This is a genomic window from Thioalkalivibrio sp. ALM2T (genome assembly GCF_000381505.1).
GTDB lineage: Bacteria > Pseudomonadota > Gammaproteobacteria > Ectothiorhodospirales > Ectothiorhodospiraceae > Thioalkalivibrio > Thioalkalivibrio versutus.
Map to the genome: position 1 here is coordinate 249,927 of NZ_KB906557.1, position 12,304 is coordinate 262,230.

The 12,304-nt window shown below is 67.8% G+C and carries 9 protein-coding genes; 2 read left to right on the forward strand and 7 right to left on the reverse strand.

Annotated elements, in window-relative coordinates:
• Positions 1–129 precede the first annotated feature (129 nt).
• From F816_RS0103835 to F816_RS0103865, 7 genes are all read right to left on the reverse strand, one after another.
• A complete protein-coding gene (locus tag F816_RS0103835; protein WP_019593625.1) occupies positions 130–960 on the reverse strand; it encodes a carbon-nitrogen hydrolase family protein in 831 nt (276 codons plus the stop codon).
• Between the two features lie 64 nt (positions 961–1,024).
• A complete protein-coding gene (locus F816_RS0103840) occupies positions 1,025–4,936 on the reverse strand; it encodes a YhdP family protein (protein ID WP_038085279.1) in 3,912 nt (1,303 codons plus the stop codon).
• Between the two features lie 144 nt (positions 4,937–5,080).
• Positions 5,081–6,622: an Rne/Rng family ribonuclease gene (locus F816_RS0103845; RefSeq protein ID WP_019593627.1), complete on the reverse strand. Its 1,542-nt coding sequence runs from the start codon at positions 6,620–6,622 to the stop codon at positions 5,081–5,083.
• A 77-nt stretch (positions 6,623–6,699) separates the two neighbouring features.
• Positions 6,700–7,809, reverse strand: a complete 1,110-nt coding sequence (locus F816_RS0103850) for an AI-2E family transporter (protein ID WP_019593628.1) — start codon at positions 7,807–7,809, stop codon at positions 6,700–6,702.
• A complete protein-coding gene (locus F816_RS0103855; RefSeq protein WP_019593629.1) occupies positions 7,806–8,294 on the reverse strand; it encodes a hypothetical protein in 489 nt (162 codons plus the stop codon). Before F816_RS0103855 ends, F816_RS0103850 begins: the two co-directional genes overlap by 4 nt.
• A complete protein-coding gene (locus F816_RS0103860; protein ID WP_019593630.1) occupies positions 8,291–9,037 on the reverse strand; it encodes a type 1 glutamine amidotransferase in 747 nt (248 codons plus the stop codon). Before F816_RS0103860 ends, F816_RS0103855 begins: the two co-directional genes overlap by 4 nt.
• Positions 9,038–9,043: 6 nt before the next feature.
• Positions 9,044–9,976, reverse strand: a complete 933-nt coding sequence (locus F816_RS0103865; protein WP_018143935.1) for a LysR family transcriptional regulator — start codon at positions 9,974–9,976, stop codon at positions 9,044–9,046.
• Between the two features lie 185 nt (positions 9,977–10,161).
• Between F816_RS0103865 and F816_RS0103870 the strand changes: the two genes are divergently transcribed.
• Positions 10,162–11,904 (forward strand): bifunctional diguanylate cyclase/phosphodiesterase, encoded by a 1,743-nt coding sequence (locus F816_RS0103870; protein WP_026333119.1) that lies wholly within the window; start codon positions 10,162–10,164, stop codon positions 11,902–11,904.
• A 161-nt stretch (positions 11,905–12,065) separates the two neighbouring features.
• Positions 12,066–12,302, forward strand: a complete 237-nt coding sequence (rpmB, locus tag F816_RS0103875; RefSeq protein ID WP_018143937.1) for a 50S ribosomal protein L28 — start codon at positions 12,066–12,068, stop codon at positions 12,300–12,302.
• Positions 12,303–12,304: the final 2 nt, after the last annotated feature.

Below are 12,304 nucleotides of genomic sequence, written 5' to 3' on the forward strand. Positions count from 1 at the left end.
ATGGGGGAGCAGCTGTCGGCCCTCAGTATGGAGCTTGGGGCACGCCGTTCGCTTTCAAGCGCGCGGCCGTTGCGGGTATATCGCCACCCCGGCCCGGAAAACGCGGTATCCAGGGGGTACGCTTCCTGGTCAGATGGCCCCGGGGCACGGCAGGCGGCGGTGGTCCACTGCCGGGAAGCTGCTCCGGATGCGCGCGGCCTGGGTCGGGTCCAGATTCGCCAGCAGTACCCCGGGGTTGCGCTGCAACTGGCCCACGACCCGACCCCAGGGGTCCACCAGGGCGCTATGGCCGTAGGTTTCGCGGCCGTTCACGTGGAAGCCGCCCTGGGCCGCCGACAGCATGTAGTACTGGTTCTCGATTGCGCGCGCCCGCAGCAACACGTCCCAGTGCGCCTGTCCGGTCTGGGCGGTGAAGGCCGCCGGCAGGGCGACCCATTCCGCATTCTGGTCCAGCAGGGCCCGGAACAGCTCGGGGAAGCGCAGGTCGTAGCAGATCGCCAGCCCCATGCGGCCGACCGGCGTATCGACGACCACCACCTGGTCACCCCGCTCGAAGACCTTCGACTCGGTGTAGGCCTCGGTGCTGTCCGGCAGGCACACATCGAACAGGTGGATCTTGTCGTAGCGCGCCACCTGCTGCCCGCGGTCGTCAAACACCAGACAGGCCGAACGTACCCGCTCGGAGCCCGGGGTCTGCAGCGGGATGGTCCCGCCAACAATCCACAACCCCAGGCGCCGGGCCTGCTCCGCAAGGAACGCCTGCAGCGGGCCGGCACCATCGGCCACCTCCGCGATCCCGAGGATGTCGGTGTCCTGCATGCCCATGAAGGCAAAGTTCTCCGGCAAAACCGCCAGGCGGGCACCCTTGCCGGCGGCTTCCTGCAGCAATCGCTTCGCCTCCAGAAGGTTCGCCTGGGGCTGGGGTCCGGAGGCCATCTGGATGGCCGCTACCTGAGTCATGTCGCTCCGATCATCTGGTTACCGGGGCCGGTTATGGCGCCCGCAACGCCGATCCCTGCCGGCGTTAGTCGTTGTCAGTCCCATCGGCTCCCGCGGCCGGTTGTACCAGCACGCGCACCTGCGGGTCGTCCCAGGGGCCCGTCACCGCATACTCGACACGAGCCGCCTCTTCTATCTGATCCCCAATCCCCAGCACGCGTTCCGCAAGCAGCACCACGACCCCGGTCACCGGCCCGCCCACCAGCGCCCCGACAATCGGCAGCGCGGTACGCAGGCTGGGCACCACCACGATCTCGTGATCGTAGTCGCGCGCCACCAGCCCGGTGCGACCACTCAGGCGTACGCGCGCCGAGGGCCCTTCCATGCGCAGGGCCGGCACGTAGAGATCACCATCGCGCAGTGTCGCCTCCGCGATCAGTTCGCTGAAGGTCAGGCCTTCGGTGAACACGTCGCGGAAATCCAGCCGCAGCCGCCGCGGCAACACGTCCAGACTAACCAGGCCGAGCAGGCGGCCGGCGCCCGGCTCGACATCCGCCAGACGCCCGTCCTCCAGGGAGAGTTCCATGGAGCCCGCCAGCTGCGCGAGGCGCGGGGCATACAAAGGGCCCGGCCAGGTCAGCGACAGCGAACCGTCACCGCTACCGCCGACCATCGCACGCGACAACCCCGCCGACTCGAGCGCCCGGCCCCAGTCACCGCCGGAGAGGCTCACGTCCAGGCGCGTCTCCGGCAGACCGCCGGTGGTCACCCGCCAGACCCCGACGGCGTCTGCGTGCAGGTCACCGTCCGGGGTCCTCAGCTCCAGGTCGCGGACGACCAGTCCGTTCGGCTGCGGCTCCAGCCCCAGCTCGATATCCGCGAAACGGTAATCCCCCAGCGCCAGGCTGTCGAGGGTCAAGTCCACGGCCGGCCACACGCGCGGGTCCTCGAAGCTCCCGGCTGCGACGGGCTTCACCCCGGGATCGGGGTCCGGCTCGCCGCCCCACTCAAGATCCTCCAGGACCAGGTGGCGCACATGCGCCTCCCAGCGGTCGCGCCCGCCCGCTCCCATCGGCCGCCAGCGGGCCTCGCCCGCCAGCCAGTCGGAAGTGGCCTCCAGATCCCAGCCCGCATCCCCGCGTCGACCGAGAAAGCGCACACCGGGCAGGTCCTGCTCGCCCCAGCGGATCCGGTCGCGGATATCCAGTTCCAGGCGGGTCAACGCGACCGCTCCCGCGGTTTCCCCAGCGTCCTGGCTGGCCGCACCCAGATCCACATCGCCACCCCAGGGGGCCTCGCTCAGGGCCTTGAGCCAAGGGTCGACCGCCAACTCCGGCAGGCGCGCCCGCACCGAGACCCCCTCCCCCGGCAAGGCCAGGGCACCCGCCCACGGCGCGCCGATCTCCAGCGCCATGGCCTGCAACCCAATCCCGCGTGCCGCCGTACGTGGCTCGGCACCCCGTACAGCCGGGTCCTCCGGCGCGGCCGCCGCAGACAGACGCAAGTGCGCCCGCAACACCTGACCCAGCGTCAGGTGGCCGATACCGGCGCCGTCATGCCCGAGCGGAAGCGCCAGCTCCAGCTCGCGGGCCGCAGCCGCGGACTTGCCGATCGGCTCCGGCCAGTCGATCGCGACCCCGACCAGGTCCGAGCGCAACTCCAGACGAGCCCCGTCCACCGCCGGCCCCAAGCGCAGCTGGGCATCCCAGTGCGCCGAGCCGTCGAGATAGGGCGCAAGCTCCGGGAAGTCCTCCAGCCACGGGGCCAGGGGTTGCGGGCCGCGCGCCGTCAACCGCGCCGTCTCGCCATCCAGCGGCCAGTCCGCCCCCAGCGTCACCGTCTCGCCGTGAACCCGCGCGGTGACCCCATCGGCCGTCACGCGATCCCCGGTATCGAACTGGACCCGTCCCTCCACGGACTCGAGAATGGTCGGCCAGCCCGAGACCTCGGCGCGGATACCCCGCAGGTCCAGCTCACCGGCGACGCGGGTCGCGGCCATTCGGCCCGCCTGCAGCGGGAGGTTCAGGGACAGACCCAGCCGGGTCGGCCCGTCCAGCCGCGCCTGGTCACGGAGTTCGGCCGCCTCCTCCAGCAACTCGGCCTGGCGCAGGTAGTCCAGAAGATCCGCCGCATCGCCCTCTGCCGTGCCTTCCAGTTCGAGGACCGCATGCTCCATGTCCTCGATCCCGATCCGGGTGTCGCGCACCTCGGTGTCCAGAATGCGCCCGCGCGCACCCTCGGCGCGGAAGCTCGCGTTGTGGAACAGGAGCCGGCCACTGAGGTCCTCGGCCCGCGGCCAGCCCTCCTGATAGTCGAGGATGCCCGCCTCGACATCCGCCCAGAGATCAAACACACCCTCGTCGCCGGCGAACGGGAAGTCTTTCCCGCGCCCGCGATAGGCCATGCCGCCGCCGGAGGACGTGCCCGTAACGATGCTGTCCACCAGCCACTGGTAGGTGTTGTCCGGCAGGTGGTAAAGCGGCAGGTAGCGCGCGGTGTGATCACCGTCAGCACGCAGAATGTCCATCGCAATATCGACGCGGGGGCCGGCCGCGTGCCCATCCAGCAGCACCCGCAGGCGGCCGCGAACCGCGGCATGGGCATTGGCGGCATTCAGGCCCTCGCCCGCCAGGCGCCAGTGTCCGGCGTCATCGCGCTCGGCACGCAGCCGTCCGCGCACCGTATCCAGCGGCACCGGATCGGCCAGCACACGCGGCAGGTCGATCTGCAGGTCGCGGCTGTCCAGCAGCAGTTCCACACCGCCACGGCGCCATTGCATATAGCCCGCGGCGCCCTGCACGCCAAGCCCGTGATCCCCTGCGCGCCAGCCAAGGTCGTGCACATCGGCCTCCGCCCAGACAGGCTGCAGACGGCCATCCTCGCGGCGGGCCTCCAGCCGGGCGAAATCCAGGGTGCCGCGCGGATGCAGGTCCGCGATCCGCTCCGCCAACTCGGGCGCCGCATCCTGAAGCAGCGTGAGCAGCGGCGCGTAGGGTTCCACTTCGAGATCGCGCGCGGCCATTTCCACCGCGTCCACCACCAGCCCCTCCGGCTTGCCCTCCAGGCGATAGGCGAGTCGCAGATCGCCGGAACCGGGCTGGGTCCCGCTCCAGGACGAGCGGTGGCGATCCTCCTGCACCCGCCAGTCGAAACGATGTCCGATGGCCGGGCCGACCGGCTCCCCGGCCAGATTGAGGGTGGTTTCGTGCTCCCCACGCAGCCAGGCCATACGCCCGTCGTCGAGTCCGCCCCACAGACGCAGCGCCGCCGTGCCCTCGGGCGCGGGCCAGCCGAGGTAGGCCAGCCACGGCTGCCAGGCGGTCAGGTCGACCGCATCGGCCCGCAGGAAGAAGCGCGCATCACGCAAATCCGCCGCGGGGGCCTTCAGCCCCAATTCGAAGTGCCCACCCGCGGCCTCGCCATCCAGCACCCCTTCGAGGTACATCCGCAGCGACCCGTCATGCGCCGTGCGCAGGGCGGCCCGGTCCAGCCACGCATCGGACTCCAGGCCGGCGCTGCGATCGTCCCAGACCAATCGGATGGCCTCGGCCTCGACATCCGGCCACTGCTCCACGGGGAGCGTGAACAAGCGGCCCTCGCCCATGCCAAGCTCGCGACCGTGCAGGGAAAAGCGTCCGTCGGCGTGGCGCACCAGGCGCAGCTCGACGCCGCGAAGATGCACTGTGAAGGATGGATGGCGACTGCGCAGACTGGCCCCGACGCTCAGCGCGACCCCGAGGTGGTCGATGGCGACCGGTTCACCATCCGGCATCGCCACGCGGACATCGCGCGCCACCAGCGCCGGCGACCAGCCGGTCCAGCCGAGTTCAATCCCTGCGGCGGTGACCTCGCGCTCGAGCTGCTCGCTGGCAGTATCCTCCACCCAGGCGTGCAGGCCATCCCAGTGCGGAAGCGCCAGGCGCAGCAGCACGATCACGATGACCAGCGCCAGGAAGGCGCCCAGCGCCACCCTCAGGATTTGTGATAGGCGTCTCATTTCTCCACCGGGAAGGCGCAATCCGGTCCGCCCGGCCGACCGGGACCCGTATCCGTGCTGGGTCCGCACTGGCGATTCATCTTCGCGCCTCTTCCTCCCTGACGGAGACGGGGACCGGGTGTCTGTCTACTTATTACTTGTAGATCAGACGAAGACCACGTCGAACTGTTCCTGGGTGTACAGCGTCTCCACCTGGAAGCGGATCGGGATGCCGACAAAGCTCTGCAGTTCGGCCAGGCTGGCGGATTCCTCGTCCAGCAGCAGGTCGATCACGTTCTGCGAGGCCAGCACGCGCAGCTCGCGCGCATCGTACTGACGCACCTCGCGCAGGATCTCGCGGAACAGCTCGTAGCACACCGTCTCGGCCGACTTCAGGTAGCCACGCCCGCTGCACACCTGGCAGGGCTCGCACATCTGGTGCTCCAGACTCTCGCGGGTGCGCTTACGGGTCATCTCCACCAGGCCCAGCGGCGACACGTCGCAGGTCTGGGTCTTCACATGATCGCGTTCCAGGGCCTTTTCCAGCGCGCGGATCACCTGGCGCTTGTGCTCGTCGTCCTGCATGTCGATGAAATCGATGATGATGATCCCACCGAGGTTACGCAGGCGCAGCTGGCGGCCAATCGCCTGGGCCGCCTCCAGGTTGGTCTTGAAGATCGTCTCTTCGAGCTTGCGGTGACCCACAAACCCACCGGTATTGATGTCGACCGTGGTCATCGCCTCGGTCTGGTCGAAGATCAGGTAGCCGCCGGATTTCAGCTCCACCTTGCGCTCCAGGGCGCGGTGGATCTCTTCCTCGACGTTGAACAGATCAAAGATCGGCCGCTCGCCCGGATAGTGCTCGATCCGGCCGATCAGCTCCGGCAGATAGCGCTCGACGAAGCCGCAGACCTTCTGATAGGTCTCGCGCGAATCGATGCGGATACGCTCGATATCGCCCCCCACCATGTCGCGCAGGATGCGCTCCACCAGCGGCAAATCGGCGTAGACCTCGGTCCCCGGCGGGGCCCCGACAGCCTGCTCCTGCAGGGTATCCCAGACCTTCTTCAGGAACGCCGTGTCGTTATACATGGCCTCGTGGTCGGCCAGCTCTGCGGCCGTGCGCACGATAAAGCCGTGCTGCGGCGCCAGCTCGTCACGCAACTGCTCGATGGATGCACGCAGCCGTGCGCGCACGCCCTCGTCCTCGATGCGCGTACTCACACCGACATTGGACTGGTTCGGCATCAGCACCAGATTGCGCGACGGCAGGGTGATATAGGTGGTAAGCCGTGCGCCCTTGGAGCCCAGCGGGTCCTTGACCGCCTGTACCAGGACCTCCTGCCCCTCGCGCAGCAGCTCGCGGATACCCTCGCGCACCACCGGGGCCGGCGTGCCGGTGCCATTGCCGCTGGCCACGGGCGCCGCAGGGGCGTCGCGGGCAGACGGGCCGTTGCCATTGAGCTCTTCGCGCTCCACCGGGGCCACGTCGGAGGCATGCAGAAAGGCCGTGCGCTCCAGCCCGATATCGACGAAGGCTGCATCCATGCCCGGCAGTACCCGCACCACCCGGCCCTTGTAGATGTTCCCCACAATCCCGCGGCGGCGGGCGCGCTCCAGGTGCAGCTCGGTCAGGACGCCATTTTCCACCAGGGCCACTCGGCTCTCCTGGGGCGTCACGTTCATCAGGATCTCGGTTCCGGTCATGCGTTCTTCTTGTTCTTGATGTCACGGGCAGACCGCCGAACCCGCACACGGGCGGGCCGGCGATCAGGGATGTCGGGCTACTTGGTGGCGGCTTCGGCCGCGGCGGCCTCTGACTCTCCAGAGGGCTCCGGCGGCGGCCGCTGGGCGCGCGGCCAGGACTTGATCACCGCATGCACCAGCGTCGCCAGCGGGATGGCAAAGAATACCCCCCAAAGCCCCCAGATGCCGCCGAACACGAACACCGCGGCGATGATCGCCACCGGGTGCAGGTTGACGACCTCCGAAAACAGCAGCGGCACCAGCACGTTGCCGTCGATGAACTGGATCACCCCGTAGGCAATCAGTACCCAGGCGAACTCCGAGCTCAGGCCGAACTGGAAGTATGCGACCGCCGCCACCGGGATGGTCACCACGGCCGCGCCGATGTACGGAATGATCACCGAGATGCCCACCATGAACGACAACAGCACGGCGTATTCCAGCCCGAACCAGTTGAAGGTAAGAAACGTGACCGCCCAGACAATCACGATCTCGATGAATTTGCCGCGCACGTAGCTGGCGATCTTCAGGTTCACCTCGGTCCAGACCTCGCTGGCCAGGTGGGTGTCCTGGGGCATGAAGCCGCGGATCCAGTTCAGGATCAGATCGCGGTCCTTCAACATGAAGAACACCATCAGCGGGACCACGATCAGGTAGATCACCACGTCCACCAGGTGCCGTGCCGAGGACAGCGAGAACGACACCACACGTTGCCCCAGCAAGGTCGCCTCGGCGCGAATGGCCCCCATCAGCTCGAACACCTGATCGTCACTGATCAGTTGCGGGTAACGCTCGGGCAGCTGCAACAGCAGGTTCTGGCCCTCGGAGATCATGCCCGGCAGCTCGCGCACCAGCTGGGTCACCTGGGCCGACATCAGCGGCACCACGCTGAACAGCGCCGCCACCGTCAGCGCCAGGAAGGCCAACAGCACAAGGGTGACCGCGAGGATGCGCGGGATGTGCAAAAAGACCAGCTTGCGCACCGCCCCCTCCAGCAGGTAGGCGATGATTAGCGAGGCCAGCAGCGGCGCCAGGATACGCCCGGCAAAGACGATGATCAGGAATCCCGCGAGCAGCAGAAACGCCAGGATCACCACCTGCGGGTCGGTGAAATGACGCTGGTACCACTGGCGCAGGATATCGATCATGACGAGGCCCCTCCCGGCGCCTCGTCATGGTCGGCATCCGTCTGTCGGGTCGGATCCTGGACGACGGCCTTCTCGTAGTGAGTCCGAAAGACCACCTCCAGCTCGTCGATCACCTCCACCGCCGGGCGCCCCTGCATCACGTGCTGGCCCATCAGGGCCGAGGTCTCGTTCAGCAGCTTGGAGCGCTCCAGCATGGGATAGGTCGCAGAAAGCCGGCGCATCGCCTTGATGACGGACTCGCTCTCCGGACGCGGGATCGGCTCCGGCTCGGGGACCGGCTCCGGCGCGGGGGCCGGCGACTCCTGGTCCAGAAAACGGGCGAATTTCAGCAGGCTGGCCTGATCCTCGGTCGACAGCCGCGCGGCGATCTCGGCGATCACCTTGGCCGGGTCCTCCCGGCCCTTCTTGCGCGCACCGCCGAGTACCGACCCGAGATCGCCCCCGGACAGGCCCCCCTCGTTGCCCATGCCCAGGGGTGGGATCATCCCTCGTCCTCGATCTTCAGGCTGAACACCGGCATCTTGCGGCGTTCCTGCATCAGGCCCAGCGTCTTCACCAGGGCCACCAGCACGTCCTCGGTCACCTTCTGCATCTCGCCCCATTCCATGCGCGCCTCGCCCAGGAGCTCGCCCATGTTCGGCGGCGGATTGTGCCGCGCCTCCATGATGATGTCCTCGAGCATCCCGGGCTTCACCTCGGGTCGGAACAGCATGCCATAGGTCAGCTCGTCCGGCCGGATCGCCAGCCAGTCGCCGTCGTCGTCCACCAGGATCGGCTGCACGTCCTCCGGCAGGTCGACGCGGCCGTTGACCAGCTGCAGCACCCGCCGGCCATCCAGGGCCTCGGCCAGTGCGTCGCCCTCGCCGGATGCGGTCTTGTGCGCGGTCACGAAACGGGCACGGTACATCGGGTCCTCTTGCGCGGTGCCGCCGGCCTGTTCGGCCACCAGCAGCCCGCCCATACCGACGCCCACCACCGGACGCTTCGAGCGGCGGAAGATATCGATCAGCGACAGCTCGTCCGGGACCTGCGGATTCTCCTCGTGATCCGCCGTCGGCCAGGCGCCGCCCAGCAGCCACAGCCCGTCGAACTGGGCTGCGGAGCCCGGCAGGTCCTGACCCACGAACGGTCGGTAGTAGGAGAAGCCGATGTCGCGCTTCTCCAGCTGCGACTCGATCAGGCCGAGAAACTCGGAATAGGTATGCTGCACCACGCAGTAGTTCTTCATGTCACGTCAATCCTGTTTGAGTTCTGATGCGGGGGCGAGCGGACGCTGACCGGTGCAGTACCCGCGCAGGAACTGCATCAGCACCTCCAGCGTGGGTACGCGGAACTTCTGCCGCGCATGCACCAGCGAGATCGGCCGTTCCAGCGGCGGCGACAGCGGCAACGCCACCAGTTCGCCAAGGGCCAGTTCCTTGGCCACCACCGCCTCGGACAGCACCGAGACCCCCATGCCGGCCACCACCGCGCCCTTGATTGCCTCCGGGCTGCCCAGTTCCATGCAGCCGCGCAGACTGCTGCGGTCGTATCCGGCGCGCCCAAGGTACTCCATGATGACCTCGCGGGTCCCGGAACCCTCCTCGCGGCATATGAATGGGCGTTCGATGAAGTCGGCGACGGTCACCGTGTCGCGCCGGGCCAGCTCGTGTTCCGGCGGCACGATTAGCCGCAGCTGGTCCACCAGACAGGGCTGGACCTGCAGGCTGCGGTGGGTCACCGGGGCCTCGACGATGCCGAGATCGACACTGCCCTCCTCGACCATCACCACGACATTCTCGGTATTGCCCACCCGCAGGCGTATGCCGATATCCGGATGCTCGCGGCGGAATGCACCCAGCAGCGCCGGCAGCATGTATTCCGCCACCGTGGTACTGGCCCCGATCACCAGCGCCCCGCCGTCCGCACCCTTCAGCTCGCGCAGCGCGGCCTCCATCTCGCCATAGGTGTCAAAGATGCGTTCGGCATATCGTTGTACCAGCCGCCCGGCATCGGTCAGGGTGACTCGATTGTGGTTGCGGTCGAACAGTCGGGTATCCAGCTGTTCCTCCAACTGGCGCACCTGAAAGGTGACCGCGGGCTGCGTCATGTGCAGCACCTCGGCGGCGCGGGTGAAAGACAGCAACCGTGCCACCGTAAGAAAGACCTGCAAACGCCGATCGGCCATGCCGCTCCGCCAAGTAGAAGGTTCCAGACAATCAGGGAAACCCTGGTCGAGGAATGCTACCAAGCCCCCGCGACCGGCAACAGCGACCCAGCGCGCGATGCGGCGATACCGGACCGCGCGCACAGCCCGCCCGCAACGTCTATAAACGTGGCGGCACCCAAAAGGCGTTAGCCGAAGGAACCGGAATGGCGCAGCCCCCGTTTGCCGCTTGGTCGTATACACGCTCACAGGGAATCCGTGGAGGCTGGCGACTCGCCGGGGCCGCTGCCGTCCCAATTCTAATGGCGCTGGTGGCCCTGGTTGTCCATGAGACCGGCGGCACCTCCACCGCCTACCTCAACTTCATCCTCATCCCGGTGCTGCTGGGGGCCGCCCTGTTCGGGCTGTGGGGCGGGCTGGCCTTCGGGCTGCTGGCGGGGCTGCTCCTGGGTCCGTTCATGCCCCTGGATACCGCCACCGGGGCGGCTCAACCCGCATTGAACTGGCTCACGCGCACCGGCATCTACATCGTCCTCGGGGGATTCTCCGGCTGGCTGTTCGACACCCTGCGCCGCCACTCCGAACGGCTTCTGGAACAGGCCTACAATAACCCCGTAACCGGCCTGCCCAATCGCGAGTCGCTCGAGCAGTATGCCCGGCAACTGATGACCCAGGCCGACGCCCCGCACGCCGCCGCCACCCGCGTGTTCGTCATCAGCCTGCAGATGGACAACTACCCGGACAGCATCGGCGCCCTGGGCTTCGCCGCCGAGCGCCCACTTCTGCGATCCATTGCCGAGCGCCTGCAGGCCGTGGCCGAGCCCGCCGGGGCGACCGTGTTCCACATCCACGACGATCACTTCGCCCTGATCCTGCCGCACCGTAGCCGCAAAGAGACACTCGCCGTCACACGCGCCGCGATCGAATGCCTGCAAACGCCCTTCGAGGTCTTCGAGATCCCGGTCTATCTCGGGGCCCACGCGGGCGTCTCCTCCTTCCCCTTTCATGAGCAGGATGAACCCACCCGGCTGCTGACCAAGGCCTGGAGGGCGATGCACGAGGCCAGCCACTCGGGGCGCCGCTATCGCACGTACAACCGCCGCAGCAACGATCACAGCCTCTATACCGTGGAACTCCTGGGCGAGCTGCAGAGCGCGCTGGACGACGGCCAGCTAAGCCTGCACTACCAGCCGAAGGTCGATCTCGCGAGCGATCAGGTGATGGGCCTGGAGGCCCTGCTACGCTGGGACCACCCGGTTCGGGGCCGCATCGCTCCCGACCAGTTCATACCGCCGGCCGAGCGCACCGGACTGATCCACAGCCTCACCGACCGGGTCCTTGATCTCGCACTGGCCGACATTGCCCGCCTGCGCGCCGAAGGCCTGGACATGCCGGTCAGCGTGAATATCTCGGCGCGCAACTTCCTCGACCCCGGATTCGCCGATCGCCTGCTGGAGAAGGTCCACGTCTCGGGGCTTCCACCCTGCGCCCTGGAACTCGAGTTCACCGAGACCGCCGTGATGGCGGACCCGGACGAGGTGATCCGGGCCCTGCGTCGCCTGACCGAGGCCGGACTGGAACTCGCCATCGACGACTTCGGCACCGGTTATTCGTCGCTGGCCTACCTCAAACGTATGCCGGTGACGACGCTCAAGATCGATCAGGCCTTTGTACGGCAAATGCTGGAGCACCCGGTCGACCGGCAGATTACCCGCGCCAGCATCAGCCTGGCCCGGGATCTGGGCCTCAAGGTGGTCGCCGAGGGAGCCGAGGACGCGGCCACCCTGGCGCGGCTGCGCGACTACGGATGCGACGCGGCTCAGGGCTACGGCATCGCGCGTCCGATGCCACTGGAGGCGATCATCGCCTGGACGCGCGACCGGGGCCTCGTCCCCGGCCTGTGCCCGGAGGCCGCTGAGCGGCTCACCATGCGAGCGAGCGGCCAATAATCGGCTCGTTCACGCTCGAACCAACTGGCCCTGGAGCAAGGCTTCTTGCCCCACAGCCGCCGCGAATGTTCCCGAATTGATCAGCGCCTCCCTTGCACCCGCCCCGGGGCTACGCTATAGTCCGCCGTCTTTCTGGTAGACCCAAATTCCGGAGTCCCCCGATGGCCCGAGTATGTCAGGTGACCGGCAAACGCCCGGCGACCGGTAACAACGTTTCTCACGCTCACCGCAAGACGCGGCGGCGCTTCCTGCCCAATCTGCATTTCCACCGTTTCTGGGTGGAGAGCGAGAACCGCTTCGTACGCCTGCGCCTTAGCTGCAAGGGCATGCGGATTATCGACAAGCGCGGCATCGACGCGGTCCTGGCGGACTGCCGTGCCCGCGGTGAAAAGGTCTAAGG

What these genes read in the sequence shown, in the direction of transcription:
- F816_RS0103835 (WP_019593625.1), bottom strand. Translation starts at nt 960, where the DNA reads ATGACTCAGGTAGCGGCCATCCAGATGGCCTCCGGACCCCAGCCCCAG.
- F816_RS0103840 (WP_038085279.1), bottom strand. Translation starts at nt 4,936, where the DNA reads ATGAGACGCCTATCACAAATCCTGAGGGTGGCGCTGGGCGCCTTCCTG.
- F816_RS0103845 (WP_019593627.1), bottom strand. Translation starts at nt 6,622, where the DNA reads ATGACCGGAACCGAGATCCTGATGAACGTGACGCCCCAGGAGAGCCGA.
- F816_RS0103850 (WP_019593628.1), bottom strand. Translation starts at nt 7,809, where the DNA reads ATGATCGATATCCTGCGCCAGTGGTACCAGCGTCATTTCACCGACCCG.
- F816_RS0103855 (WP_019593629.1), bottom strand. Translation starts at nt 8,294, where the DNA reads ATGATCCCACCCCTGGGCATGGGCAACGAGGGGGGCCTGTCCGGGGGC.
- F816_RS0103860 (WP_019593630.1), bottom strand. Translation starts at nt 9,037, where the DNA reads ATGAAGAACTACTGCGTGGTGCAGCATACCTATTCCGAGTTTCTCGGC.
- F816_RS0103865 (WP_018143935.1), bottom strand. Translation starts at nt 9,976, where the DNA reads ATGGCCGATCGGCGTTTGCAGGTCTTTCTTACGGTGGCACGGTTGCTG.
- F816_RS0103870 (WP_026333119.1), top strand. Translation starts at nt 10,162, where the DNA reads ATGGCGCAGCCCCCGTTTGCCGCTTGGTCGTATACACGCTCACAGGGA.
- rpmB (WP_018143937.1), top strand. Translation starts at nt 12,066, where the DNA reads ATGGCCCGAGTATGTCAGGTGACCGGCAAACGCCCGGCGACCGGTAAC.